Annotated in this window: 26 protein-coding genes; 15 read left to right on the plus strand and 11 right to left on the minus strand. The window is 49.1% G+C overall.

Features of this window, described 5'->3' with window-relative positions:
• The first annotated feature begins 43 nt into the window (after window positions 1-43).
• From hisH to H4O21_RS08610, 5 genes are all read left to right on the plus strand, one after another.
• Window positions 44-691, plus strand: coding sequence for an imidazole glycerol phosphate synthase subunit HisH (gene hisH, locus H4O21_RS08590; RefSeq protein ID WP_182808509.1), 648 nt, complete (start codon window positions 44-46; stop codon window positions 689-691).
• 116 nt (window positions 692-807) lie between these two features.
• Window positions 808-1,581 (plus strand): imidazole glycerol phosphate synthase subunit HisF, encoded by a 774-nt coding sequence (gene hisF / locus H4O21_RS08595; RefSeq protein WP_182808443.1) that lies wholly within the window; start codon window positions 808-810, stop codon window positions 1,579-1,581.
• A gap of 275 nt (window positions 1,582-1,856) precedes the next feature.
• Window positions 1,857-4,685 carry an intermembrane phospholipid transport protein YdbH family protein gene (locus H4O21_RS08600; RefSeq protein ID WP_182808444.1) on the plus strand — a complete coding sequence of 943 codons (2,829 nt, stop codon included), beginning with the start codon at window positions 1,857-1,859 and terminating at the stop codon, window positions 4,683-4,685.
• A 1-nt stretch (window position 4,686) separates the two neighbouring features.
• Entirely contained in the window at window positions 4,687-4,869 is a 183-nt protein-coding gene (locus H4O21_RS08605) for a YnbE family lipoprotein (protein ID WP_182808445.1), read from the plus strand.
• Between the two features lie 11 nt (window positions 4,870-4,880).
• Window positions 4,881-5,207 carry a YdbL family probable chaperone protein gene (locus H4O21_RS08610; protein WP_182808446.1) on the plus strand — a complete coding sequence of 109 codons (327 nt, stop codon included), beginning with the start codon at window positions 4,881-4,883 and terminating at the stop codon, window positions 5,205-5,207.
• 144 nt (window positions 5,208-5,351) lie between these two features.
• Here the strand turns inward: H4O21_RS08610 and H4O21_RS08615 are convergent, their stop codons facing one another.
• Entirely contained in the window at window positions 5,352-6,215 is an 864-nt protein-coding gene (locus tag H4O21_RS08615) for an SDR family NAD(P)-dependent oxidoreductase (protein WP_182808447.1), read from the minus strand.
• A 119-nt stretch (window positions 6,216-6,334) separates the two neighbouring features.
• Here H4O21_RS08615 and H4O21_RS08620 point away from each other — a divergent pair, with 119 nt between their 5' ends.
• A complete protein-coding gene (locus tag H4O21_RS08620; protein ID WP_182808448.1) occupies window positions 6,335-7,213 on the plus strand; it encodes a LysR family transcriptional regulator in 879 nt (292 codons plus the stop codon).
• A 124-nt stretch (window positions 7,214-7,337) separates the two neighbouring features.
• Here the strand turns inward: H4O21_RS08620 and H4O21_RS08625 are convergent, their stop codons facing one another.
• Window positions 7,338-8,093, minus strand: coding sequence for an SDR family oxidoreductase (locus H4O21_RS08625; protein ID WP_182808449.1), 756 nt, complete (start codon window positions 8,091-8,093; stop codon window positions 7,338-7,340).
• A gap of 234 nt (window positions 8,094-8,327) precedes the next feature.
• On the opposite strand from H4O21_RS08625, the gene H4O21_RS08630 reads away from it, so the two are divergent.
• Window positions 8,328-9,251: a LysR family transcriptional regulator gene (locus H4O21_RS08630; protein ID WP_182808450.1), complete on the plus strand. Its 924-nt coding sequence runs from the start codon at window positions 8,328-8,330 to the stop codon at window positions 9,249-9,251.
• 41 nt (window positions 9,252-9,292) lie between these two features.
• Here H4O21_RS08630 and H4O21_RS08635 read toward each other — a convergent pair whose 3' ends face one another.
• The 3 genes from H4O21_RS08635 to H4O21_RS08645 all read right to left on the minus strand — a co-directional run bounded on the left by H4O21_RS08635 (window position 9,293) and on the right by H4O21_RS08645 (window position 11,851).
• On the minus strand, window positions 9,293-10,240 hold the full coding sequence (locus H4O21_RS08635; RefSeq protein ID WP_182808451.1) for a bifunctional helix-turn-helix transcriptional regulator/GNAT family N-acetyltransferase: 948 nt from the start codon (window positions 10,238-10,240) through the stop codon (window positions 9,293-9,295).
• A 132-nt stretch (window positions 10,241-10,372) separates the two neighbouring features.
• Window positions 10,373-10,804 (minus strand): DUF2541 family protein, encoded by a 432-nt coding sequence (locus H4O21_RS08640; protein ID WP_182808452.1) that lies wholly within the window; start codon window positions 10,802-10,804, stop codon window positions 10,373-10,375.
• A 159-nt stretch (window positions 10,805-10,963) separates the two neighbouring features.
• Entirely contained in the window at window positions 10,964-11,851 is an 888-nt protein-coding gene (locus H4O21_RS08645) for a LysR family transcriptional regulator (RefSeq protein WP_255487215.1), read from the minus strand.
• Between the two features lie 181 nt (window positions 11,852-12,032).
• Here H4O21_RS08645 and H4O21_RS08650 point away from each other — a divergent pair, with 181 nt between their 5' ends.
• The 4 genes from H4O21_RS08650 (at window position 12,033) to H4O21_RS08665 (ending at window position 13,360) form a co-directional block, all read left to right on the plus strand.
• Window positions 12,033-12,536 (plus strand): putative quinol monooxygenase, encoded by a 504-nt coding sequence (locus tag H4O21_RS08650; protein WP_182808453.1) that lies wholly within the window; start codon window positions 12,033-12,035, stop codon window positions 12,534-12,536.
• Window positions 12,537-12,554: 18 nt separating this feature from the next.
• Window positions 12,555-12,767: a DUF2798 domain-containing protein gene (locus tag H4O21_RS08655; RefSeq protein ID WP_182808454.1), complete on the plus strand. Its 213-nt coding sequence runs from the start codon at window positions 12,555-12,557 to the stop codon at window positions 12,765-12,767.
• Between the two features lie 156 nt (window positions 12,768-12,923).
• Window positions 12,924-13,124 carry a hypothetical protein gene (locus H4O21_RS08660; RefSeq protein WP_182808455.1) on the plus strand — a complete coding sequence of 67 codons (201 nt, stop codon included), beginning with the start codon at window positions 12,924-12,926 and terminating at the stop codon, window positions 13,122-13,124.
• Window positions 13,121-13,360 carry an ATP-binding cassette domain-containing protein gene (locus H4O21_RS08665; RefSeq protein WP_182808456.1) on the plus strand — a complete coding sequence of 80 codons (240 nt, stop codon included), beginning with the start codon at window positions 13,121-13,123 and terminating at the stop codon, window positions 13,358-13,360. Before H4O21_RS08660 ends, H4O21_RS08665 begins: the two co-directional genes overlap by 4 nt.
• A gap of 90 nt (window positions 13,361-13,450) precedes the next feature.
• On the opposite strand, the gene H4O21_RS08670 is transcribed toward H4O21_RS08665, so the two are convergent.
• The gene (locus H4O21_RS08670; RefSeq protein ID WP_182808457.1) at window positions 13,451-14,461 is read right to left on the minus strand and encodes a LysR family transcriptional regulator; all 1,011 of its coding nucleotides are present in this window, start codon (window positions 14,459-14,461) and stop codon (window positions 13,451-13,453) included.
• A 252-nt stretch (window positions 14,462-14,713) separates the two neighbouring features.
• Between H4O21_RS08670 and H4O21_RS08675 the strand changes: the two genes are divergently transcribed.
• From H4O21_RS08675 to H4O21_RS08685, 3 genes are all read left to right on the plus strand, one after another.
• Window positions 14,714-15,205, plus strand: a complete 492-nt coding sequence (locus H4O21_RS08675) for a DUF2000 domain-containing protein (RefSeq protein WP_182808458.1) — start codon at window positions 14,714-14,716, stop codon at window positions 15,203-15,205.
• A 16-nt stretch (window positions 15,206-15,221) separates the two neighbouring features.
• A complete protein-coding gene (locus H4O21_RS08680) occupies window positions 15,222-15,887 on the plus strand; it encodes a LysE family translocator (RefSeq protein ID WP_182808459.1) in 666 nt (221 codons plus the stop codon).
• Between the two features lie 265 nt (window positions 15,888-16,152).
• The gene (locus H4O21_RS08685) at window positions 16,153-18,636 is read left to right on the plus strand and encodes an NHL repeat-containing protein (protein WP_182808460.1); all 2,484 of its coding nucleotides are present in this window, start codon (window positions 16,153-16,155) and stop codon (window positions 18,634-18,636) included.
• 76 nt (window positions 18,637-18,712) lie between these two features.
• On the opposite strand, the gene H4O21_RS08690 is transcribed toward H4O21_RS08685, so the two are convergent.
• The 4 genes from H4O21_RS08690 to H4O21_RS26180 form a co-directional block, all read right to left on the minus strand.
• Window positions 18,713-19,312, minus strand: a complete 600-nt coding sequence (locus H4O21_RS08690) for a YjaG family protein (RefSeq protein WP_182808461.1) — start codon at window positions 19,310-19,312, stop codon at window positions 18,713-18,715.
• Window positions 19,313-19,384: 72 nt separating this feature from the next.
• The gene (locus H4O21_RS08695) at window positions 19,385-20,509 is read right to left on the minus strand and encodes a divergent polysaccharide deacetylase family protein (protein WP_182808462.1); all 1,125 of its coding nucleotides are present in this window, start codon (window positions 20,507-20,509) and stop codon (window positions 19,385-19,387) included.
• 5 nt (window positions 20,510-20,514) lie between these two features.
• On the minus strand, window positions 20,515-21,849 hold the full coding sequence (locus H4O21_RS08700) for a S41 family peptidase (RefSeq protein WP_305082223.1): 1,335 nt from the start codon (window positions 21,847-21,849) through the stop codon (window positions 20,515-20,517).
• A 139-nt stretch (window positions 21,850-21,988) separates the two neighbouring features.
• Entirely contained in the window at window positions 21,989-23,185 is a 1,197-nt protein-coding gene (locus tag H4O21_RS26180) for a murein hydrolase activator EnvC family protein (RefSeq protein WP_182808463.1), read from the minus strand.
• A 15-nt stretch (window positions 23,186-23,200) separates the two neighbouring features.
• On the opposite strand from H4O21_RS26180, the gene H4O21_RS08710 reads away from it, so the two are divergent.
• A complete protein-coding gene (locus H4O21_RS08710) occupies window positions 23,201-23,419 on the plus strand; it encodes a hypothetical protein (RefSeq protein ID WP_182808464.1) in 219 nt (72 codons plus the stop codon).
• Here the strand turns inward: H4O21_RS08710 and gpmI are convergent.
• The gene (gene gpmI, locus H4O21_RS08715; RefSeq protein ID WP_182808465.1) at window positions 23,406-24,950 is read right to left on the minus strand and encodes a 2,3-bisphosphoglycerate-independent phosphoglycerate mutase; all 1,545 of its coding nucleotides are present in this window, start codon (window positions 24,948-24,950) and stop codon (window positions 23,406-23,408) included. The two genes, H4O21_RS08710 and gpmI, sit on opposite strands and share 14 nt — an antisense overlap.
• Between the last annotated feature and the right edge of the window lie 230 nt (window positions 24,951-25,180).

Here is a 25,180-nt window from a genome sequence, read left to right on the forward strand (position 1 = left end):
AAAACCTGACCAGCCAGGGCAAGCTAATAACAGGACAAACATGATGAAAACAATTGCAGTGATCGATTACGGTATGGGCAATCTGCACTCCGTATCGAAAGCGCTGGAACATGTCGCCAATGATCAGCAGGTTATTGTCACTTCTGACCCGGAAGTGATTCGTAATGCTGAACATGTGGTGCTACCCGGAGTGGGTGCTATCCGGGATTGTATGGCTGAGATCCGCCGTCTGGGTGTGGATAAAGTGGTCCGGGAAAATATCGCCTCAGGCAAACCTTTTCTGGGCATCTGTGTCGGTTATCAGGCTTTAATGCAGGATAGCGAGGAGAATGATGGTGTTGACTGCCTGGCTCAGTTTGATGGCCATGTGCGCTTTTTCGGCGACCCTCTGCTGGATGAGCAGGGTGAAAAACTGAAAGTGCCTCATATGGGCTGGAATAAGGTCAGACAGAGTGGTAACCATCCGATCTGGCAGGGTATTGAAGATGACACCCGCTTCTACTTTGTCCACAGCTACTATGTAGAAGCCGGTAATCCGGCTCAGGTCATTGGCGAAACCACCTATGGTAAAACCTGCCATGTGGCACTGGCCCACGATAACGTAGTGGCCGTACAGTTCCACCCGGAAAAAAGCCACCACGCCGGTCTTCAGCTGCTGAAGAACTTTGCCGGGTGGAATGGTCAGGTCTGATCACCGGACACCGCGATAAAACCCTGTCTGTCAGCCTGTACAGTTACTGTAACCGCTGACAGTCACAGACATCGACAGATTGGCCCTAGGGCCTGCAAGAGCGACAGGAGCCTGAGATGGCACTGGCAAAACGAATTATTCCATGTCTGGATGTGGATAAAGGCCGCGTTGTAAAAGGCGTGAACTTTGTTGACATCCGCGATGCCGGTAACCCGGTTGAAGTAGCTAAGCGTTACAACGAACAGGGTGCCGATGAGATCACCTTCCTGGACATTACCGCCAGTAATGAAGACCGCGACACCACGGTACATATGGTTGAAGAGATTGCCAGTGAGGTATTTATCCCTCTGACAGTCGGTGGCGGTATCCGCAGTTGCGATGATATTCGCCGCATGCTGAATGCGGGCGCTGATAAGGTAGGTATTAACACCGCTGCGGTGTTTAACCCTGATTTTGTCCGGGAAGCAGCCGAACGCTTTGGCAGTCAGTGCATTGTTGTCGCCATCGACTGCAAACGCGTCAGCGCAGAAGGAGAGCCTGGCCGCTGGGAGATATTTACCCACGGAGGCCGTAAGCCAACAGGTATTGATGCCGTTGAATGGGCGGTCAAAATGACTGAATACGGTGCCGGTGAAATTCTGCTGACCAGTATGGACCGGGATGGCACTAAAAACGGTTTTGATCTGGAAGTGACCAGTGCTATCAGTAACGCCACTCCGGTTCCGGTTATTGCATCAGGTGGTGTTGGCAACCTGCAGCACCTGGCCGATGGTGTACTGAAAGGCCATGCTGATGCCGTACTTGCAGCCAGTATTTTCCACTTCGGTGAATATACCGTTCCGGAAGCCAAAGCCTATATGGCTGCTCAGGGTATTGAGATGCGCCTGTAACCGGCTTAGTGCTGAATGACAGAGCTTTTAAGACTCTGACAGAGGCTTACAAAGTAAATACCTGATGAATAAAAAACCGGATAGTGAGGTCTTATGATCTGTATCCGGTTTTTTTATGGTTAGCTTCTGTCACTATCAATGCCTGGGCCTGCTCAGGCAGATCAACCCGCTTGTTATCAGAAGCACTGTTATGAGTCACTCTGTTGTGGATACTCTGTCAATACCACTGCAGATGGACACCCACTGACCATCATGATCCGATCAGAGATCCTGTTATGCTGAAAACGCTGAAGTTGTTTTTTCTGTTAGTCTTTCTGCCTTTTGTATTACTGGCAGTGATCTGGTTCAGCCGTTCACTCTGGTTGCTGCCTGCAATCAATCAGGCTTTTGAGGGACAACCGATACAGATCAGTCAGCTGGATATTTACTCTCCTCTGCAGCTATCCAGCGCCGAACTTGACCTGAAACACCTGGGCACACTGCAGCTGAAAAACCTGATTTACCATCCAGACAGAGACCAGATTACAGTTCATCAGCTGCAGTTTCAGCCCGTATTACAGAGCCCGGACAATACCAAATCGTCTCCGACCACACTGACTGAACTGCTACAAACTCTGCCCGAGTACCCGGCACTGGTGTACCAGCAGCTTGAAAATCTGCGTCTGCAAACCGGACTGACCCATTTCCGTGTCAGAGATATTCAGCTGGATCTGCCGGTAGCAGAGAACCTGGCTGTCGATAGCCCTGTCAGCGCCCGGTTATCCACAGAGCTGATTTATCAACAGGGGCAATGGATCTTTAAACTGATCAGTGAACAACCACTGATCTCTGAGCTGCAACTGATTTTATCCGATAGCACCCTTGTTACCCTGGAACTCCCTCTGGAGAGTAATCGCCAGCAGCTACAGCAATGGCTATCCCCCCTGATTGCCGAATCAGACAGCACGGATCATTCTGCCGATTCAAACTCTGGCACCATAGCAGAGACAACACAGGAACGTTTAACCCAGGATCAGCTGGCACAGCTGTTTCAGCCCGCTTACTGGCAGGATAAAACCATCAGCCTGCAGGCCAGGCTCGGCCAGACTCAGTTGAACGGCCAGTTCAACGCTTATCTGCCAGATTCACCCATGCAGACCGCTCACTGCCGCTTACGCCTGCAAAACAGAACGCAGCTTGATTTTCAGCTTGACCTGAGCAGCGCGATTGTTGAACTCCTGCCACGGGCTCTGCCTGAACTGAGCTATCAGGGAGCTTGCCTGAATCAGCTTGCTGGATTAGCACCGACGACAATGCCTCTGGAGCCATCCGGGCAGACGCCATACCAGTTTGAACTCACCCCAGGACAAGGAAAACTACAACCAGAAAGCGGGCGCTGGACAGCAGATCTGGTACAGAAAACCCTGACCGGAGACAGCCTGCAGCTGCACAGTGAATATCAACGCCAGGAAAGTATAGAAGGCGGCAGTGGAGCCATTCAGTTACAACCCGTCTCCCTGGATATTCAGGCCAGCCAGCTCAATCTGGCTCTGTTATCGGATCCTCAGCCATCTTCCAGTACGGATAACCAGATCACCACCGAACCAGCCTCTCACTGGCAATTCAGTAGCAATCTCAATCTGGCTCTGACCAGTCAGGCCAGGTTAAATACTGCCAGTCAGGATCGCTGGCTGTTAGATCAGACAACAGAGCCACCTCATCCTGATCAGATCAATGCAGACGCAGCCACAGGCTCAGTACCTTCTCAGCCAAGGGCTCAATCACTGGCTCAGCAACTGAGTCAATGGTTGTTACCGGGTCAGCAGATTCCGATTCAGCTGACCGGTGGCGGCCAGTTAAAGCTGAACAACTCACAAAACCAGTTGAGTTATAAAAGCGACAGCACGCCTTTTGTGCTGGATATCGGCAAGACCGGATTAAACCATCAGATGCAGTTGTACTCCGGTCGTTTAACAGTAACACCTGACATCCGCTGGCAGTGGAATACTCAAACCGGCACACTGAACCTGCCCTCGGAATTGCGCATGAAGCTGGCACACCCACAGCTTGTCGGTATTCAGGATATTCAGTTACAGAACAATATGGCTCTGACAATCTCACATGCCGGACAGTTCAGCTGGAAGCTACAGGGTAATGGAGACAGTGCCCCTATGGCCATTGAGTATCAACTGACAGGCAGTCAGAATCAGCCTCCTTCCGGCCAGATAAAAAGTGCCCGTAGCCTGCTGCTGGGGGATCTTGCCCGAAGTATCAACTTACCGGAAGAACTGACACTGGATACCGGTGAGTTGGAATGGCAGGCCGATATTCAATCCCCGGAAGCCATATCTGCACAGATCAGTATTCGGGAAATGAGTGGACAATATCAGGGCTATCAGATCAATAAACTCAGCACCGAATTGCCTCTGATCCTGAAAGAGCAGCGTATTCATTTACAACCCACGCAACTTACCGCTGAGCGCGCGTTTACCGGTGTCGAATTAACCTCACTCACAACCGGACTGACAGGATATTACACCTTAACGCCCGGAACAGAAGCAGAGCAAAAGCCTTTCCGGATCACACTGACAGACGGACAGGCTGAAGCCTTTGATGGTTCATTAAGCTTTGATCAGCTGAGTTACCCTTTTACCCCTCGTCCGGTACAGATTCAGCTCAGAGAAATAAATATCCAGAAACTGATTAACCTGGCAGAAAGCCAGCAGATCAGTGTGACAGGCCAGTTATCCGGAGACCTGCCCGTAAGACTCTATGATGATGGCACAGAGATTCAACAAGGGCAGATTTATACCACAGGAACAGGTGAGCTGATCCTGCAACGTAACCCGGCATGGCAGTCGATGCTGGAACAGAATCAGACACTGGGAGCCAGTCTGCGCCACCTGAATCACCTGCATTACGATAGCCTGAGTGGCCTGATAGACATGAATAAAACCGGTAATCTGCTGATGCAGATTAAAGTCTCTGGCGAAAACCGGGCTGAACGACAGCCGGTTCGACTTAATTTTAATGTGGAACAGAATATCCTTACGTTACTCAAAGCATTAAGATTAAGCGAACAGATCAGCCAAACGCTGGATAAAACCGTACAAAGGAAATACTGATATGGTACGACTGCTCATCCCATTGCTGGCACTGGGCTGGCTCACCGCCTGCACACCCAAAATTGAAGTGGCAGCAAAAGAGCCCATCACCATCAATCTGAACGTCAAAATTGACCATGAGATCCGCGTGAAAGTGGATAAACAACTGGATGACCTGTTCAGCGAGAACAGTGACCTGTTTTAAGGAGTCTGATTATGAAATTAGTTAAACAATTTGCCAGTATCCTGCTGATCTCTCTGGCTATGATGCAGGCTGTTATGGCAGACGAACTGGATCAGGCAAAAAACAATGGCTGGGTCGGTGAACGTTACACGGGCTATCTGGGTATCATCAGTCAGGCCCAGAAAGTTAAACCTATGGTTGATAGCGTCAATGCTCAGCGCAAAGCTCATTATAAGAAACTGGCGATAGACAACGGCATTCCTTTACAGGAAGTGGAAAAGCTGGCCGGTAAAAAAGTGATTAACAAAACCCGATCAGGACACTTTATCGATCTGGGCAATGGCTGGGTTAAAAAGTAAAGTATATTCTGGCCTGTGGCTGACAAAGCACAGGCCATTTTGACAGGTTTAGTTCGGATAGTATTACCCATACATTCCTTGAAAGGAAACGGGATCAAAGCTTTTGCACTGATCCCGGAGAAGTGTTTTCACCAGTAATGAGATTTACACCCTGGTTTGTTCCAATGCACTCAGCCCCAGGGCCTGCATCAATTGAGATTGAATCGGAGCTATGTGGTTATTGGCTACATCTGCACCAAAGCTGTTACCCACAACAACTCTCTTATCCCTTTTCCCTCTGGGCTGCTTAATCAGTGCAAAGATGCTGTTAGCAACATCAACAGGTTGCGGCGCATTCTTACCCTGGAACATAGAGGCAATGGTTGAGCTAATTGCAGCAGGTAGCTCGGCAACGTCACCGTAAGTATTTACCCGCTCTGGCTGCTTAGGGGCAATTGCGCTGGTGTACATATTAGTTGGATAGGCACCAGGTTGAACCAGGACAACATCAATTCCCAGCTGAGACAACTCATATGAGAAGCTATCTGTCATGGCTTCAACAGCATATTTGCTCGCACCATAAAGCCCAAAGAACGGGAGCGTCACCCTCCCCAGTATCGAACCGATATTAATAATCAGGCCTTCATGACATTCACGCATTGAAGGCAGAACCGCCTGAGTTACCCGAAATATGCCCAGAACATTCACATCAAACATCGCCTGTATCTGGTCAGCGCCAAAACTTTCAGAAATCCCTGAGGCAGCAATTCCTGCGTTATTAACCAGAACGTCTATTTTGTCTTCATTTTGCAGTATAGTATCAACGGCTGTCTGTACTGATTTGTCATCTGTCACATCAAGCTCATGTACTTTGGCACCGGCCTCAGACAACTCTTTAGCCACTGAGGCGTTTTTTCCATTAATATCCCGCATCGTTGCATAAACAGTGTACTGTTCAGATAGCAATTTCAGTGCGGTTAAACGACCGAATCCACTTGAAGCACCAGTAATCAGTATGACCTTCGACATAATATTTCCTCTTCCAGAGTAAGTAACAGGTATTTGAATAACTGTGGAAGTAGTATTTCTTTTTCTTAAATCGCAAAAAACAGTAAATTGAACACAGGACTTGTGCTTAAATTTCACAAATGAAGATTGGAACTCCTCTGGAAGTATTCGTAAAAGTTGTTGAGCTGGGCAGTTTCTCTGAAGCATCCCGGTATTTTGACGTCACCCCATCAGCCATATCCCGACAGATATCACAAATTGAAGATGAACTTGGCGCTCGGCTATTTTACCGAACCACGCGCAAGCAAAGCCTGACAGAATCCGGAGAGATTTATCATAGCTATGCGTTACGCATTAATGCTGAGATGAGTGCAGCAAAGTTAGCAGTGAGCCAGCTTACCGAACGTCCGAGAGGTATTCTGCATGTCACCGCAGAAAAAGACTTTGCAGAAACCTTCATCCTGCCGTTATTGCCAGAATTTTTCTCCTGCTTTCCAGAAGTAGATTTACAACTGTCACTGGATACCAGACTGGTCGATCTTGTAGAGGACGCGATTGATATAGCGATTCGTGTCGGCCATTTGAACGATTCCAGTCTGGTGGCAAGAAAACTGATGAGCAGTCCATCGGTAGTCTGTGCTAGCCCTGCTTATTTTAAAAAACAGGGACAGCCTGCTGATATTCAGGCTCTGGGCCAGCACAACTGCCTGTCATTTCGTACAACTGCCAGTCAGTTATTATGGCGATTAGGTCAGCATAGCCAGTTTGAAGAGGTCCGGGTTAACGGTAATTTCAGAGCCAATAGCTTATCAATTCTGAGAGATGCTGCGGTTATGGGATTAGGCGTTATCTATATACCTCAGTGGTTTGTGCAGAAGGAGATCAATGAAGGCCTGTTGCAGGTACTGAACTTTGAATCACAGGAGACCCCTGTCTATGCTGTGTTTGCCAATAATCGGCAACTTGCTCCCAAAGTAAGAGTATTTATCGATTTTCTGGCAGAGCACCTTTCACGATAAATGTCCTGGATAAACGAAACTAACGGATGGGATAAGCGAAGCACTGTCTGACATCAGCTTCAATAGTCAGAAGATACCTCGCAGTTTTTCAACAAATGAATGTTACCGGGATTACAGACAGTCTCTACAACGCAAAACCGCCATCAATATCCAGATGAGCATTACGCAGACCTTCCGAAGCATCAGATGCCAGATATGCAATTGCCGGAATCATATCTGTTGTCGCCAGAACTCTACCCAGAGGCGTATCTGCCATATTATTTTTCAGATCAGAGATATCCTGTTCACTCATGCCTGCCTTGTGCTGAATTTCTGTCAACGTAACTCCCGGACGAATGCTGTTAACACGTATTCCCCGGTCTGCCAGCTCCACATTCAGCACTCCGGCATAGCCTTCAATCGCGGCTTTACTGGCCGAGTATACTGATGCTGTTGCAAATGCCTTACGTACAGCGATACTGGAAACCAGCACAACACTGGCAGGGTTATTCATTACCGGCAGTAAGGCCTGCAGAGTAAAAAAGGGCCCTTTCACATTGATAGCAAAAGTCTGATCAAACAGATCTTCTGTGCTGTCATGAAACAATGCCGGATAAAATACTCCGGCGTTCAGTACCAGTGCATCCAATCGGATATTATCAGCCTGTAGCTTTGCCGACATCGACTGAATCTGAGAAAGATCCGCACTGTCACACAGCAAGGCAATCACCTGAGCGTCATCCTCAGCCTGTTCTTTAAGCTGCTGACTGATACGATTCAGTTTTTCCTGATTCCGCCCGGTAATCAGTACCCGTTCTCCCTGTGCAATGAAATGCTGAGCGCATGCCAGACCGATACCTGCCGTTGCACCGGTAATCAGTATTGTTTTCTGCTGAGCCATAACGTTCTCCTGAATATATAACTTCGAGTCATCGAATGAATATCGTTCTGGAGCACAGAGTAAAAGGATCTGAAGGTTGCAATAAGACACTCAGGCACGAACATACTGTTGCCCGAACAGAACCAATAATACTGCTATGATGGAACCTGGTCTGATGCTTTCTGGTCTATCCGTCTGATCAGGATGAAAAACCGGTTCTGACTGACAGGCCGGATCAATGAAGAGGTTTGCTGTATGAAACAACTGCACCAGTATCTGGCCCATATCTGCGTATTTCGTCTTGTTATACAACAAGGGAGTTTTCAGGGTGCAGCAGATCAGCTGGGCCTGCCTCGTTCGTCTGTCAGTAAAAAAGTGATACAGCTGGAAGACTATACCGGACAACGCCTGTTACAACGCAGCACCCGCCAGCTACATCTGACCGATGCCGGAGCAGCACTACTGGAATCCACCCATAGCCTGGATGAGATTCTGGAGCAGACGGAACAACTTATTCTCAATCAGCAGGATGAGCCCACCGGGCGAGTCAGAATCAGCAGTTCGACCCTGATAGGACAGCGTTATCTGTTACCCAGGATCGCAGAGTTAAAGCAATACTATCCGGCCATTACCATTGAGCTAAGCCTGAATGATTCTGTGGTGGATCTGCTGAGTGAAGGTATCGACATCGCCGTGCGTATTGGACATCTGCCGGATTCCTCTCTGGTTGCCCGCAGAATCGGGAAAAAACACTGGGGCTGGATGGCCAGTCCGGATTATCTGCAAAACGCCGGAGAACCCTTCCAGCCCGAGCAGTTATTGCAACATCAGTGTCTGATATTTAAAAACCGGGGCGTTAATCTGGACCACTGGCCATTTCTGGCAGCCGACGGCACCATACGTACACTTCAGGTTGAAACCGCTATGGCTACAGATGATGCCAGAACTCTGGTCGAGCTGGCCTGCATGGGACAGGGCATTATTATGGCTGACCCTATGCTGGTACGTCAGGAGCTTCGTGAAGGAAGTCTTAAATTGCTATTTCCTGAGTGGCGTCACCCGGACAGCCAGCCGATTCACCTGGTCTGCCTGGGGAAAAGTGCTCGTAGCAAAGCGGTCGATGTTGTCTGGCAGGCCCTGTGTTTATGGCTGGCGGACGACCTGAAACCGGCTTTATGAGCTGAGCATAACAACCGGATACCCCATAGAATTACAGACCATCAGTCCAGAATCAGCTCCCAGTGCTCACTATTCAGGTTTTTACCAAAATCCTGTTCAGGCCACTGACGCAGACACTGAAAACCATAATGACGATACAGTTTCCGGGCTTGTTGTAAGGCATCACAGGTCCAGAGTACAACTTTCTGATACTCTTTTTCTCTGCAGAACGCCAGACACTGTTCAATTAACAAGCGGCCCAGTCCCAGATTTCGATAATCCGGCTCAACCAGTAATGCGCGCAAACGAGCACTGGTGTCATCTTCCTGAACAGCAAAAATACATCCAGCGAAAGCCCCGTCAACCTCGGCAACCCAGGCCTGCTGCCGGGTTGAATGAGTCTGACGGAGATAATCCGACATCACCTGCATCACTGCCAGTTCAAAGCCTTTGCCCCAGCCTTGTTCCTGCTCATACAGCACAGCATGCCGCTGAGCAATCAGCCCCAGCTCACCGGTTCTGGCCGGACGAATACCGATCTCAGGTTCAGAGTGTTCCTGCAATAGATGAGTAATCTGCTGCATGGATTGCACCAGATGAGTCTGCTGTACACTACTCAGAGGGATCAGCTGTTCTTTCAGTATCTGACACATCTTCAGTTCCAGAGTCCGGTATAACGTTTCTCCTTGCTCCGTCAGTCTGAGTTGCTTGCGACGCCCATCATCCGGATCAGGTTGCATCTGCAGTAACTGCTGCTTTTTCAGCCCGGCAACCAGACGGCTGACATATCCCTGGTCCATACGTAACCGATTAACCAGATCCGATACCGTAATACCATCGGAAGCCGCTGCCTCAAACAATACCCGAAGCTCTGGCAGTGTCAGTGGGCCGTCCAGAAATTTCTCATTCAGAATCCCCATCTGGCGGGTATAAAAGCGATTAAACTGACGAACCTGATCTATTATCTGATCCTGCATTGCCTTCCCTCTGAAATTACATGACATAGTCATATAATTTCCTGGTAAGGGGTGTATCGTCAAGATTGTTAAATTAATCAGAGAACCAAAAAGAAGAACATCCTGGGATCAGCATGTTTGCCAGAAGCAATGTATCTGTTTGATTTTACAAATCAAAAAAAGAGATCAGGGGCGCCCCCAGACACTTAGTACAGAACGCTTTTGACCTAATCCACGGGCATCATAAAAGAATGAGATTTGCCGGATAACCCGACTGCCTCCTGGCAAGTTAATCAAATGAGATTCGCTATTGGCCGGAATAAAACGATCGATTCTGGCTATATATCTTTCCCCATTCTGAAATACCAGTGTCATACGATGAATACGTACTCCAGCGCCTTTGACCATCAAACGGAGCTGACGGAAGCCATCCGGGTTCCGAACCTGAATCCAGTTCATATCCGCTTCTCCGGATACCGCCTGACGCCCCAACTGCTGCCATGATGCCTGGACAGGCAATGCAATCAATGCCATAAAAACCAGCAGGAAAGCCGAACGAGCCATCGGAATAACAATGTCCCGGTTAAAGCTGTTATCACGAAAAAATATAGCAGACATGGTCACCTATCCTCTGACAGAATCATTCTGATGGCAGTCATGACTTATACTAGCATTCGAAACCTGTACTGACGTATCAACACCGTAAAAATCGGTAACATAAGGACACAGCAGCCCGGCAATATCTGATCTATTCCTGTCAGCATGGGCAAATTGAAATTAAAGTGAATTAAACCAGCTTTGTTGCTGCAGAAAACGTATCAATTCACTTTGCAGCACACGAGCACGGGCAGACAGACTGTGTTTATGGGGCCAGACCAGATAGACCTCCCGAATCGGGCCTTGCCAGTCAGGCATCACCTGCTGCAGCTCACCCTCTTCCAGCAGCTGATACACCATACTGGACGGCAGCATAGCAATACCGGCTCCGGCCTGAACCAGATTCATCACCACATTCAGGTCATCGCTGATATGCTGATGTTGTTTGTTGAACTTAACGGTCTCTCCCTGACCTGAAGTCAGGTGCCACTGCTGGATCAGATTACTGGCAATACTGGGATAATGCTCCAGGCTGGTAAGATCTAACGGCAGATCAGTTTTACTGGCTGCGGCCACCAGTAACGTCGTGGTATGCCCCAGTTTTTTCTGCCGTAATCCTGAGTCAGGCTGAGGGCCAACCCGGATAGCCAGATCAGCCCGGCTGGCAATCATATCTTCCCGGAAATTACTGACATTCAGCGTTAGCTGAATCTCCGGGTAACGCTGAATAAAATCCCGCCAGAAAGGAGCCAGCACACCACACGCAAGGTTTGTCGGTGCCAGCACTTTTAACGGACCTGCCAGGCTATTCAGCGTCTGATCCAGGTTGAGTAATCGCTGATCCAGCGCCGCAATCAGCTCTGCACATTCAGTATAATAAATCTCTCCTCGGGCTGTCAGGCTCACCCCTCTGGGAGAGCGATTAAGCAGCTGACACCCCAGGGCATCTTCCAGGCTATCCAGTCTGCGGGAGACGGTTGCTACCGTCATATCAACCTGTGTTGCAGCTCGACTCAGACTACCAGCCTGAACACAGACCACAAACACTTTCAGATTATCCAGCATCATACTTTTCCTGTCTTATCGCAGGGCGACTCATTCACAAGCTTTTCATTATTGCAAAATAGCTTTTAAAAAATGACTATATTTGCATTTTTAGAATCCTGTCAGACTTATTACTATCATCACGGTATCCCGTACACCGGCCTTGCCGTTAGCACTGAGATATAAACGCACAGGACATCTAACCATGACAGACCTGACACAGAATAATCACCCTCTGCCATTATCAACCCAATCAGAGCAACAGAACCGATCCTCTGTTGCCAGTCATCCCGCTCGCTTTGATATGACAGCCCGTATCCGGCTCACCGAAGGTACAGATGCCGCCCTGGCTCGTGCAGCGATGGCTGAGCTGGAGCAAGCAACACAATATGAACCCGGCTGCATTATGTTCCGAATTCTGGAAGACACCAGCACACCGGGTGAGTTTATTCTGTGGGAATCCTGGCATGGTCGTGAAGGCCTGGAAGCTCACTTTAAAGCGGATCATACTCTGGATTATCTGGCCAGAAATATGACCGAGGTTGTATCCATTACCGAATTACAGGCATTACCGGGAGAGCAAGCTGCGCCTGTGGGCCCTGCGACAGATGACCTGATTTCTGCGGGAACTACCCCGACCAGAAGCGCGGAGAAAAGAAATCAGGCAACCCATAACGCTACGGAACTCTCTGCTCCGACAAGCTCTTAAACAGCCCAGGATAATGCAATGAAACAACGTTTATGGGCATCAGCACTGATGTCTCTGATTCTGTCCTGTCTGATGACGGCCTGGGTGACCTGGCTGAACCTGGGATTTACAGCAGATTACCCGGCACACTGGCTGCGAGCCTGGATGAGCGCCTGGCCCGTTGCCGGACTAATTTCATTCACTTTTGCACCACTTGTGCAGAAACTTGCTCAGCAAATGGCAGAGCGATAGGCCTTTATCATGACAATTCTTGTCGCACACCAAACACAGTAAAAACCTTAAATAGCCATATTAATCAGGACGTTAATCCATAAAAATATAGTTTTAATATCAAAAGGCCTGATTTACCAAATCATATCCATACAAGAGTTGCAGCTTAAATTCGGTATGACCGTGCTCTTTATCACCCATGATCTGGGCGTAGTGCATCAATTTGCTGACCGGGTCTGTGTGATGCGCCATGGTGAACTGGTAGAAACCGGGCAGACGGATCAGGTATTACGTAACCCCAGCACCCTTATACCAAAGAGCTACTGGCCTCTGATCCGAAAGTCACCAAGCCCCCGGTCAGCCCGGATGCCCCCGTGATCCTGGATGCTCAGAGCATTAAAGTGGAGTTTCCGATCCGGGCGGGTTTCTTCGGCAAAATCGTCGATCAGTTCCGGGCAGTGGATGATATCAGCCTGACCCTGCAGCGGGGTCAGACCGTGGGAATTGTCGATGAATCCGGTTCCGGTAAATCCACGCTGGGCAAAGCCCTCCTGAAGATGCTGGACAGCGAAGGGCATGTCCGCTTTGACGGTATCCAGATTGATGGCTTATGACCTGGATCTGGCAGAAGCCGTTTAAGTCAGGGCTTGTGTAGCCTTTAAAGCCTCGAATCAGATATAACGTTCAGTTTTCAGCTTTAAACGTTAAACCACCAGGTGTTGTTGCAGATAACACACCACATGGCCGGTCAGATGGTTTCGTACTGTCTGCTCCGGCCAGACACAATAAACCATCAAGGGTTCTGGTTGCCAGTGCGCTAAGAGATCAACCAGGGTGCCTTGCGCAATATCATCCTGCACCATAAAACGGGGCGGAGTAATCAACCCCAATCCCTTTCTGGCCAGCGACAGCTGAGCTTCCAGATTATCCACACTGATCCGACTGGTCACTTTGATGCTGAAGTGATTGATGCAAGCGGTTGTATTTATTACTTCTGACGTTTCTTTTGCTTCTGCTGCTTGTTCTGTCACTTGTTCTGAGGCTGGCCTGGTTTTCCTGATCAGTGTTTTAACCCCCGGTCTCTGGCTGAATCCGATCCAGGGTAATTTTTCCAGCAGAGTGATCAAGGGTTGAGGGTCAGCTTCCGGGGGGCTTTCCACCACAACGTCAGAACACTGCGTATTCAAACCTTCAGGCAGCAGATCCGGGTGACAGACCAGAACTCTGGGCATCTCAAACAGCGCCCTCGCTTTAAGAGCAGAATCTTTTAATGGCCCAATACGAATGGCCAGATCAATACCTTCTGCAACCAGATCCGCAGCCCGATCACTAAAACTCATCTGTAACTCTATCTCCGGATGCTGGCGGATAAACATCGACAGGCAATCCATCAAGGGAGAGCAGGCAAACATTGCCGGAAGTGTGATATGTAAACGACCAGTCAGACTCTGGCTCTGCTGGTTAACCTGCTCAAGACCATCACTGGCCACTCGCAGCATTTCACTGGCCGCTATGTATAGCTGTTTACCCGCATCTGTGAGTGATAACTTACGGGTTGAGCGATACAGCAGTGGTGTGTCCAGCTTCTGCTCCAGCTGGTTAATATGATGACTGACAACAGAAGGCGATAAAGACAAGATCCGACCCGCACCACGAAAGGAGCCGGTATCAACGGTATGCACAAAAATCGCCATGGCTCTGAGTTCATCAATCATCAGGTTATCCTTTCAACGCGTTAAATACAGGCCGCCATTCATTCCAGACAACAGCTCCCGTGCCTGTAGCAGGCATAGCCGCAGCACTTAAATCACTATCGCTGTTGCACTATTATGCAAAAAATCAGAACAGTGAAAATAAATTCACCTGGCTAATCAGATATTAATGTCATGGTTATAGTGCAGATAACACGCTGGAACTGCCAGATAGTATGGCGATAACAGTCCTGAATATGGCACAGGATACGAGATATGACTGATCTGAATATTATGACAAACACCTCTTATAACATTTCACTGTCTCCAGTAGCACAACACCTATCAGAGCAGATGGAGCAACTGAAAACCGTACTGATTCTGAACCCGGAGCTCCCTGTTGGTGTGATGGCTAACGCAGCCGGTGTACTGGCAATGAGCCTGGCAAAACAGCTGCCTCAACTGGTCGGAGATAACTTTCAGGATCTGCAGCAACAGATTCACCTGGGGATTACTCAGTATGCATTGCCGGTTCTGACTGTGCCGGTCAAAGAGCTTAATACACTCCGCCAGACCCTGTTTGACTACCAGGATCAGCTGGTGGTGGTGGATTTAAGTGATGCAACCCGTCGCACCCGCAGTTATCAGGATTATAAAACGGACCTTGCAGCATTACCTGCTGAACAGGTGGTTTATCAGGGCATTGCATTATGCGGTCCGAAAAAACTGGTCAACCGTTTCACCGGTCACCTGCCACTACTGCGCTGATCACAGGAGCAGAACGATGTTAATCAGTTTTATTCTTGCCACGATACTGATCACCCTGATGCCTGGCCCCTCTATGCTGCTGGTGATATTCCAGGCACTGCAACATCGGCTGAGTCAGGCGCTACTGGCCGCTGCCGGTGTCGTGGCAGCAGATGCCATTCTTCTGGCCCTGACGATCAGTGGGTTAGGGCCTATTCTGCACAGCTCTGCGCTGTTATTTGAAGCGGTGAAGTGGGCTGGGGTGATTTATCTGCTGTATCTGGGCTGGCAGCAGATTCAAAGCCAGGCAATTGCCATGAAGCACTCTGAAGATGTTCAATTAGATAAACAGCATCAAAAGTATCAGAACCATTCTGAGGGCACAGAACCTTATAAGCAGCAGAAAGGGGCTTTCTGGCAGGCATTTTCAGTGACTATGCTGAACCCTAAAATTATCGGTTTCTTTATCGCATTCTTTCCGCAGTTTATCGCACAGGATCAGGCTCTATGGCCACAGTTAATGATTCTGGCTCCGCTGTTTTTGCTGGTGGTTTTTCTGGTACTGGCGGTTTATGCCTTGTTGGCTAATCAGGTTGCCCCCTGGTTACAGTCTGCAAAAGCTTCTCTGTGGTTAAATCGTAGCGGAGGCGTGACACTGATTGGCTGTGGCCTGGCGGCATCAACCTTAAGCCGATCTGCTTAACAGATTGATCATTCAATAAAACTCAGAATTTTATGATTTGATTTTCACAGCACCAATCATCAGAAATTAAACTCTGTGACAAATTAAAACAGATTAGTCATAGCACAACCTTGTGTTGCTGGTTATTTTGGAATCACGCATACCCCGCATGCGTTCAATATCGTCGCACCAGATTCTGAATAAGTCTCTGGCGCGAGCCTTATTGTGTTCTGTTCTTCCTGGCTGATCAGGAGGTTAGTCAGGAATATGTCAAAGGGTATGCGTTATGACTATCTGCTCGTTTTTGCGGCGACTGACACTCAATGTCAGCCTGACCGCATGCTCTTTATCACTGGTCAGCCTGCCTGTTCAGGCATTTCAGACCTTTGCTGATGAGGACCGTTCAGCTGATCTGGTCAATGAAGTCGTTCATCAGCAATATCAATTTAATACTCCCACTACAGTCACTTACGATAAGGATACGCTGTCTGGCGGAGCATCCGGTGCCCGTGTTTATGTGGCGGACATGGGCAACCATATTATCCGGGTACTGAATCTGAATGGTGCTATAACCGGAGTGCTGGATGACAATGACCAGACTCTGGCATCCGACAGTCCGGCAACCAGTGTGCCGGATATTAAAGCGCCACTGGGTATAGTATTTTTATCGGAGAGCGAAGCCGATGATGATCGTCTGGCAGGCCTGTATGTGAATGATGTGGGTCGACATCAGATTCACTTTTTCCGTACGGTCAGCGGCAATGCGGATGACTTTGAATATGTAACATCCATTGGCCAGAAAGGTCATGGTGGTGGCGAAGATCTGACTCTGCCCAGAAACCTGACCATCACACCAGAAGGCTTTCTGTATATCTCTGATGAGTTTAATCATCGTCTGAAGGTATTCAGCATTGATCCGGACAATAACTATCAGGTCACTCTGGTACAGACGCTGGGCCATCAGGACAGTCAGGGGAATTACGTTGGCGCCGGTCCGATTATCAAGGGTGTGGATAAGAACTATGGCACCGATTCCACCTGGTACGACGATTATGCCGGAGAGCCGGATAAACTGAACGGATTTCGTATCCCTCAGGGCATTACCTATTACCAGCAATCTGGCACAGATAAAACCTATATCTATGTCGCTGATAACGGTAATAACCGCATTAAGATCTTCCGGGCCGATGCCAGCACAGGTCAGCTGACGCTATACGATATGCTGGGACGTTTTGATCGGAGTTCCGGTGCTGATGATCATCTGAAGCGGCCTCGTGGTGTACGTACCGATGCAGAAGGCAATCTGTATGTGGCAGATACCTATAATGGACGTATCCTGCGTTTTGATAATCTGGCCAGCCCATCTGATTCTGATCCGGTACGTTATCGCAGCAGCCTGAGCAGCGATGCTCAGAGTGCCTGGGAATACGGTGAACTGGGTATCCACCAGGTACTGATGCGCACTCCTGCAACAGCACTGACGGAAGATAAAGCCTTTCAGTTACCTAATGATTTAGTGCCGGTGATTGATGGCAATGGTCAGTTCTACCGGGAAAACATCTGGGCCTGGGGCGAGTATTACAGCAATGCTCGCGTGCATCTGGTCAGTGACAGCGGTAACAACCGGATTAAAAAATGCTGGACCAGTTCCAGCGGCCTGACTCTGTTACGCTGCTCGGTATCTGAAGGTGTCGGTGGCGTATCGGATCATGAGTTCTGGGGCCATCCTCGTTCACTGCCCGGCCAGTTGCATTCTTCCAGTGGTATGGCCTGGCTGAATAGCACGGGACGCTTGCTCGTCAGTGATACACCCAATACCCGGATTAATATGTACGATCAGAACGGCCAGTATCAGGGGCGGTTTACCGGCTCTGATCTGAGTTATGGCGTAACCGGTATCACCCGCTTTACTGACCCTGTAAAAGGTGAACTGGTCGCGGTACTCGTCGCCTCTGATGCCACCCTGCCCTGGTGGTATGTGGGAGACAGTTCACTGCGTATCTATAATACCTCGGGTCAGTTACAGGACATTTTTAATCTGACCTATCGTACCAGTTACCTGTCGGCCCCTGAGATTGATATCGCCAATGGCAATTATCCGGTATCCGTGTCGGTCGCATCTCAGGGTGGGCAGGATCATCGTATCTATATCACCAGCTTTGGCAATCGGGTGTGGAGCTTTGACTATGACAGTTACTACGGCAGTCTGAATTACAACTGGAATATGGGCGGTTCTGACAGTCAGAAAGGTACCGATCTGGGCAGTAACTGGCAACTGGGTTCAGATTTCTTTAATGAAGGTGCAGCAGGCACTTTTGATCAGGTTGGCGGTATTCTGGCTTTAAACAATCGTTTATACGTGACGGATCGACGTAACCAGCGCATTCAGGCTTTCAATCCGGTAACCGGAGCATACACAGGCAAAGTAGGCGAAGGTGGCGGCACCTACGATCATCCGGTCACACTGGACCCGGATCAGCTGTTTTTACCTGTGGGTCTGAGTTACAACGCCACACAGGATGCCCTTCTAGTCGCCGATGGTTTTAATATGCTGGCCCGCAGCTGGAATAACCCGGATGGTTACTCACCGGATGCCCAGGGTGTTATTCGACCACCTTATCAGGGCCATTGGTACGATACCGCACTGGGCACAAGACCAGGTGGTTTATTTGCCGCCGAACAGATCACATCAGGTAATGGCTATGTGTTTGTCTTTTCCCTGATCAGCAACCGGGTTACCCGTTTTGACTGGAGCGAACTTCAGCCATAATCAATTAATAACACTTAGACTAATCAACGGCTGGCGGGATCATTATCTGACCAGCCGTTTCCCGGTAAAGTCAGACTTAATCAACCTCTTCGGCGGATAATCCCAGACAGCTCACGCCATCATTCTGAGCCATCAGGCGCAGTGCTTTCAGCCCGTTTTTATCGTAAGCTTTCATATCCTGCAGCTGAACCAGAACTTCATCCTGAAACACATGATCAAACTGCATCAGTTCATGATCATTCAGCGCTTTTCGGCGCAAGGCTTCGTCTTCAGGCAGGTCTTCTGTTGCTTCGACAAAACGAATAATAGTCTGACGCATCAAGCGACTGATACGTGTGACTTCTTCAGCCTGAGTTCCCATGGCCAGCTCCATAGTGGTATGCACAGCCATAGCCGCATCAATCGCCGGATAAACCCCATACATAGGGTAGCTTGCTGCATCAGGGATTTGCTCAGCCACTTTTTCCAGCTGCACTTCAAAATTGATCTTACTGTCCTTGCTGCTCAGAAACTCCCACACCAGCATCAACGCGTTTTTCAGCGGCTGGGCCTCTCTGTCATCCACGACCTGACAGAACAGTGCATAATTAGGAAGCATGCGTTCTGCCATTGCTGCGGCAAACGCAGTCTGCTGCCAGGGTTGCAACGCTTTAAGTTGCTGGAAAAAGTTACTCATCGGATCTCTTTAATAACATAACGTTCAGAAAACAGAAGCCAGCCTGCGGCAGACTCTGGCATTTTATTCAGATTACGGTACCGGTTTCATCTGCAGATCCCAATGCTGTACCGGGATACTCTGCAGCATAGCCGGTGTTTTGACAGGCTGGTTATCCAGTGGCTGCAGGCCGGGCTTTGTGCTGTCCATAGTGACAGGTTTCACCGGTGCCGGTGTGTGCTTTATCATAGAAGGTTTCGCATCCGGTGCCACAGGTACCAGCTGAGGATCAGATTTAATCGGCGCAGCTGAACGGTTCTCTTTCACCGCAATGCCTTTATCCGTCTGAGACATAGCTGCAGACTGCTTCAGACGAGGCGCAGGTGAGGTCATCGCCTGTTGAGATGCAGACACCTTATTGCCCGCAGAATGACTGGCAACCATAGTATCCGGTGTCTGGTAACGCTGTCCCTTAGCAATCAGCTGGTCAGAAACCGAAATCATACGGATACCCATCTTTTCCAACTCAGGCAAACGCTTTTCCAGTACATCCATCGTGACACTGTAAGGATGGCCGATAGCAATCATATTACCGTAACGGCGGGCTTTCTTAATCATGACATCAAAGGCAGCATTGACGGCTTTTTCTGTACGAATATGATCCAGGAAAATATCCCGGCTTAATACCGGAACCCCAGCGCTCCTGGCTTCTTTCTCCGCAACGGACTTAGCTGTAGTGCGGCTGTCGATAAAAAACAGGCGACGTTTGGCCGTTTCTTCCATCACCCATTTCATGCGCGTACTATCCTGGGTCAGCTCACTGCCCATATGGTTATTCAGCCCTTGCGCATGAGGAATAGCATCCAGCGACTTACGCAACGATGCCATAAATGCCTCTTTATCCATTTCAGGGCTGAGTGTACCCGGACCTGGCGAACGCTGATGAATATTCGTCATCGGAGCGTGCAACATTACCGTTTTACCTTTTTTATAAGCCAGGCGGGCCAGTTTTTTGCTGAACGGTGTGTGCGGCAGAATAGCCAGCGTCACAGGTCCGGGCAGATTAATTGCCCTTGTTCCATTGCGTTTATTATAACCAAGGTCATCAATAATCAGAGTAATAGTAGGTTGCTTGCCAGCCTGAACCTGCATAGCAAACAGGCCGGATAATATACCGACCAGAATATATTTCAGGCATCTGAACCCGGGAATATTCATCTTGTTTATTTTTCCGGTTGCAGTATGTGCAGCCCTTTCAGCAAACTCAGGGCTTCAAATAGTTGGTAATCTGTTTGCGCCAGATCTTCTTTCTTGCTGACGCTACGCTTATCCTGTTTCTTATCCGGGGTAGCTGTGCCATCAGTTGAATTCTTCTGATCCACTTCCAGATGGCCATCCAGATCGGCTTCCGTGACCTGCAGTTTTGTTTCCAGTGGGGTCAGGCGAGCAGGCCTGACCTCAATATCCGGTGATACCCCCTGAGCCTGAATCGAACGCCCTGATGGCGTAAAGTACAACGCCGTTGTCAGTTTCAAAGCACGCTCGCTGGCCAGAGGCAATATGGTCTGTACAGATCCTTTACCAAAGCTTTGTGTCCCCATAATGACAGCACGTCTGTGATCCTGCAGAGCGCCAGAGACAATTTCCGAAGCTGAAGCCGTGCCTTCATTAATCAGAATCACCACAGGAATACCCAGGCTGGGGTCACGGTCTGTTGCACTGAACCTCAATTCAGAGTTATTCAGTCGACCTTCGGTGTAAACAATCAATCCTTCAGTAATAAAAGCATCCACCACTTCAACGGCAGCCTGTAGCACACCACCCGGATTATTGCGCAGATCCAGCACCAGCCCCCGCAGTTTACTACCGGCTTTCTCATGCAGCTTCAGCAGGCTTTTTTCAACTTCCTCACCGGTATGCACCTGGAACTGAGTAATACGAATATAACCGTAGTGCTCATCCAGCATACGATGTTTCACACTGGTAATACGGATCAGATCACGAGTCAGGGTAACTTCAAAAGGCCCTTCAACACCGTCACGTACAATCGTCAGGCGGATGTCTGTACCGGGCTTGCCACGCATCATCTCCACAGCTTTCTGCAAAGACATGCCTTTAACCGGTGTATCATCCAGTTTAATAATCAGATCCTGAGGCTTCAGTCCTGCCTGGGCAGCCGGTGTATCATCCAGAGGAGTAACAACCTTGATAAAACCGTTCTCGCTGCCTACTTCCAGCCCCAGACCACCAAATTCACCCTGGGTACTTTCCTGCAACTCCTCAAAGTCTTCCGGTTTCAGGTAGTTCGAATGAGGGTCCAGACCAGACAGCATGCCTCGGATAGCATTTTCCAGCAGTTCCTTATCGTCGACCTCATGTACATAGGCCCGTTTGATACGCTCAAACACTTCACCAAAGGTGCGCAGTTCTTCCAGAGGCAGCCCTGCAGGTTCTTTTGCGGTTTCTGCCAGAGCAAGGGGCGCAGTTAAGCTCATACCCAGAATGACCGGAGCACTCAGCCGGGCCAGTCGGGTCAGATGCATGGATATTGCGCTCATGTAGTTCTCCTTGATGACAGCAAACAATGGGTAACGCTCTGATAAAATACCCGGATCAGATCCGGTTATTATGAATAATGGTGCTATTTAATAAATAAAGGTACGTTTTAATAAAATTCAGCTTGTCTTTAAACACCTGTCAGCCCCGTCGCTTTTGGGTTAACCAGCTCAATGGGTCAATCGGACGACCTTTTCTACGAATTTCCAGATACAAACCGGCACTGGATTGCCCACCACTGCGGCCAGCCGTGGCGATCAGTTCGCCACTGTTTACCCAGTCTCCCGGAGATTTCAGTACCGTCTGATTATAGCCATACAGGCTCATGTAGCCGTTTCCGTGGTCCAGAATCAGCAAAACCCCGTATCCTCTGAGCCAGTCAGCGAAAACGACTCGCCCGGAGTGGATCGCGTTCACATCCTGACCTTCATCTGCAGCAATGACCATGCCATTGCGCTTCAGCTTCCCAGCCACCTCAGCGCTGCCATAGGTATAACGCACCCGGTTGCGCCCCTTTAACGGCCAGTTCAGCTTTTTCTTCATCGAAGTAAAAGGCCTGGTATCCTTTGGCTTTGGAATGCGGATCGCAGCAGCAGCAGCCTGAACTTCTTTCAGTAATTGTTCAAGTCGCTGACGGTTCTGATTCAGGGTCGACAGCTCACTGTCTTTCCCCTTAATGTCTTTGTCCAGCTGAGCGACTAATTGTTCATGATTTTTCTGTTCTTTTTCCAGATGCTGCTGTTTTTCTTCCAGTTTGGTTCGCAGCCCCTGTAAGGAGAACTCTTTCTGCCGGACTTCTGTTTCGACCTGTCGTTTCTGTTCTGCCACAGCAACATAGTCATCAATGCGCCGCCCACGTTCGCGGTTGATATAATCATAATATCGCATGACACGAGCCAGCCGGTCGGGTTGCTGCTGATTCAACAGTACCTTGAGGTGTTCCTGACGCCCCATAGCGTAAGCCGCCCGAATCTGACGCTCCAACAGAGATTTCTGTATATTTTCTTTTTTCTTCAGCTCTACCAGCTCGACCTTAAGTCCTTTAAGCTGCTGCTGAAGTTTTTCACTGGTACTGATATTTTCCCGGATACTACGCGCGGTCTGAGCGATCAGTTTCTCTGAATGGCGAAGCTTTTTGCCAGCTTCAGCTCGGGTGCCTTTAATCTGATTAAGGGATTTTTCCAGAGATTTGATACGTTGATTTAATGCTTCCAGCTGCTCTTTTGACGCTTTTCTATCATCTTCTGCGAACAGAACCACAGGTGTCGCCAGACCCAGCAACAGGGTCAGACTAAGCGTCAGATAAGATCTTGAACATAAAGCATTAAATAAAAACACAGGCGTTGATCGTCAATGATTCTCAGGTTCCAGCGGCAGGTTAAAATCTTCCATAGAATGAAAGACCTGCCAGATAGTATTCAGACAGAAAACGGTTGCAGGCTACAGCAAAGCCACGACAGTTACCTTGCAGGCCATCATAAGTTTTTTCTGCCTCAGAAAAAAGAACAGGCCAGAGAAAATCCGGGCCTGTTCTTTCGTTATCATCAGATGGAAAACATCAGCTATAGCTGACCAGACTTTCTCCTGTCATCTCTTCTGGCTGTTCCAGCCCCATGATTTTTAACAGGGTTGGTGCGATATCGCAAAGACGACCATTCGATAATGTGACCTGTTCCCGGCGCGGAGTGAAGTACACCAGAGGTACAGGGAACGTGGTATGGGCCGTCTGAGCCTGTCCCGACTCAGGGTTTACCATCTGTTCAGCGTTACCATGATCTGCGGTAATCAGGCATTCACCACCCACCTCAGCCAAAGCTTCTGTCACCCGTCCCAGGCAGACATCCAGTGCTTCAACCGCTTTAACCGCAGCATCATACTGTCCTGTGTGCCCGACCATATCGCCATTTGCATAGTTACAGACAATCAGATCGTAATCGCCACTTTTAATGGCAGCGACCAGCTTGTCAGTGACTTCCGGGGCACTCATTTCCGGCTGCAGATCGTAGGTAGCAACCTGAGGAGAGGGTACCAGCACACGGGTTTCACCGTCATATTCATTTTCACGGCCACCACTGAAGAAGAAAGTAACGTGGGCATATTTTTCTGTTTCAGCGATACGCAGCTGAGTTTTACCCTGCTTCGCCATAAACTCGCCCAGCGTATTCACCAGCTTATTTGGCGGAAAAGCCGTACTGGTATCAATATCTGCAGCATATTCGGTCAGCATGACAAAATCCGCCAGATCACGTACCACTTTGCGCTCAAAACCATCAAAATCACGGTTAACAAAGCTGCGAGTGATCTCACGGGCCCGATCAGCACGGAAGTTCATAAACAGTAACGCATCACCGTCTTCAATCTGTACAGTCTCACCATCCGGGCGGATACTGCTGGCTGCAACAAACTCATCATTCTCATCACGCTCATAAGCAGCCTGCAGAGCCTGTACCGCATCCGGATAGACGTATTTCGCTTCAGCCTGAGTCAGCAGATTATACGCCTCTTCTACACGCTCCCAGCGATTATCACGATCCATCGCATAGTAACGACCAACCAGAGACGCCACAAACCCCACACCCAGTTCTTTCAGCAATGCATCGGTTCTGGCAATTGACGGTTCCGCGCTGCGAGGCGGCATATCACGGCCATCCAGGAAACCATGCACGTATACCTTTTTCGCTCCACGATCAGCGGCCAGCTTACAGGCAGCAAGAATATGATCTTCATGGCTGTGGACACCGCCAGGTGACAACAGTCCCATCAGATGTACAGCTTTATCAGCAGCGACGGCTTTATCAATCGCACGAACCAGCACTTCATTGCTGAAGAAATCACCATCATCAATAGATTTAGTGATTCGGGTAAATTCCTGATAAACCGTGCGGCCTGCACCCAGGTTCATATGTCCGACTTCTGAGTTTCCCATCTGTCCATCGGGTAGTCCTACTGCCATGCCGGAGGTTTCCACCAGGGCGTTTGGCTGGTTCTGCCAGAGCTGGTCCCAAACCGGGGTACTGGCGTTCGCAATAGCATTATGTTCAGCGATTTCGCTGTAACCAAAACCATCAAGAATAATCAGAGCAACAGGCGTTCTTTTTGACATGATGTAGACAGATCGCAGTAAAAGTGGATGTTATCGCCTCCCGACAAGGATATTCCGGGACGGCACAGGGCGATTAATCATACCCTGAATCACAGGTTGTGCCCAAATGCTTTCCTTGCCTGCCCCCTCTCATGCAATTATAAAGAAAAAACGGATATACCACCTGATAACTGATTTCAGATTACTGAATCTGCCCCATGAAACATGAGCGTATATCAGTAACGATTCGA

This window comes from Oceanospirillum sediminis (assembly GCF_014164585.1).
In the GTDB taxonomy this organism is placed as follows: domain Bacteria; phylum Pseudomonadota; class Gammaproteobacteria; order Pseudomonadales; family Halomonadaceae; genus Oceanospirillum; species Oceanospirillum sediminis.

Excerpts from the sequence above, each read along its gene's own strand:
- hisH (WP_182808509.1), top strand. The coding sequence starts at position 44 with ATGAAAACAATTGCAGTGATCGATTACGGTATGGGCAATCTGCACTCC.
- hisF (WP_182808443.1), top strand. The coding sequence starts at position 808 with ATGGCACTGGCAAAACGAATTATTCCATGTCTGGATGTGGATAAAGGC.
- H4O21_RS08600 (WP_182808444.1), top strand. The coding sequence starts at position 1,857 with ATGCTGAAAACGCTGAAGTTGTTTTTTCTGTTAGTCTTTCTGCCTTTT.
- H4O21_RS08605 (WP_182808445.1), top strand. The coding sequence starts at position 4,687 with ATGGTACGACTGCTCATCCCATTGCTGGCACTGGGCTGGCTCACCGCC.
- H4O21_RS08610 (WP_182808446.1), top strand. The coding sequence starts at position 4,881 with ATGAAATTAGTTAAACAATTTGCCAGTATCCTGCTGATCTCTCTGGCT.
- H4O21_RS08615 (WP_182808447.1), bottom strand. The coding sequence starts at position 6,215 with ATGTCGAAGGTCATACTGATTACTGGTGCTTCAAGTGGATTCGGTCGT.
- H4O21_RS08620 (WP_182808448.1), top strand. The coding sequence starts at position 6,335 with ATGAAGATTGGAACTCCTCTGGAAGTATTCGTAAAAGTTGTTGAGCTG.
- H4O21_RS08625 (WP_182808449.1), bottom strand. The coding sequence starts at position 8,093 with ATGGCTCAGCAGAAAACAATACTGATTACCGGTGCAACGGCAGGTATC.
- H4O21_RS08630 (WP_182808450.1), top strand. The coding sequence starts at position 8,328 with ATGAAACAACTGCACCAGTATCTGGCCCATATCTGCGTATTTCGTCTT.
- H4O21_RS08635 (WP_182808451.1), bottom strand. The coding sequence starts at position 10,240 with ATGACTATGTCATGTAATTTCAGAGGGAAGGCAATGCAGGATCAGATA.
- H4O21_RS08640 (WP_182808452.1), bottom strand. The coding sequence starts at position 10,804 with ATGTCTGCTATATTTTTTCGTGATAACAGCTTTAACCGGGACATTGTT.
- H4O21_RS08645 (WP_255487215.1), bottom strand. The coding sequence starts at position 11,851 with ATGATGCTGGATAATCTGAAAGTGTTTGTGGTCTGTGTTCAGGCTGGT.
- H4O21_RS08650 (WP_182808453.1), top strand. The coding sequence starts at position 12,033 with ATGACAGACCTGACACAGAATAATCACCCTCTGCCATTATCAACCCAA.
- H4O21_RS08655 (WP_182808454.1), top strand. The coding sequence starts at position 12,555 with ATGAAACAACGTTTATGGGCATCAGCACTGATGTCTCTGATTCTGTCC.
- H4O21_RS08660 (WP_182808455.1), top strand. The coding sequence starts at position 12,924 with ATGACCGTGCTCTTTATCACCCATGATCTGGGCGTAGTGCATCAATTT.
- H4O21_RS08670 (WP_182808457.1), bottom strand. The coding sequence starts at position 14,461 with ATGATTGATGAACTCAGAGCCATGGCGATTTTTGTGCATACCGTTGAT.
- H4O21_RS08675 (WP_182808458.1), top strand. The coding sequence starts at position 14,714 with ATGACTGATCTGAATATTATGACAAACACCTCTTATAACATTTCACTG.
- H4O21_RS08680 (WP_182808459.1), top strand. The coding sequence starts at position 15,222 with ATGTTAATCAGTTTTATTCTTGCCACGATACTGATCACCCTGATGCCT.
- H4O21_RS08685 (WP_182808460.1), top strand. The coding sequence starts at position 16,153 with ATGACTATCTGCTCGTTTTTGCGGCGACTGACACTCAATGTCAGCCTG.
- H4O21_RS08690 (WP_182808461.1), bottom strand. The coding sequence starts at position 19,312 with ATGAGTAACTTTTTCCAGCAACTTAAAGCGTTGCAACCCTGGCAGCAG.
- H4O21_RS08695 (WP_182808462.1), bottom strand. The coding sequence starts at position 20,509 with ATGAATATTCCCGGGTTCAGATGCCTGAAATATATTCTGGTCGGTATA.
- H4O21_RS08700 (WP_305082223.1), bottom strand. The coding sequence starts at position 21,849 with ATGAGCGCAATATCCATGCATCTGACCCGACTGGCCCGGCTGAGTGCT.
- H4O21_RS08710 (WP_182808464.1), top strand. The coding sequence starts at position 23,201 with ATGATTCTCAGGTTCCAGCGGCAGGTTAAAATCTTCCATAGAATGAAA.
- gpmI (WP_182808465.1), bottom strand. The coding sequence starts at position 24,950 with ATGTCAAAAAGAACGCCTGTTGCTCTGATTATTCTTGATGGTTTTGGT.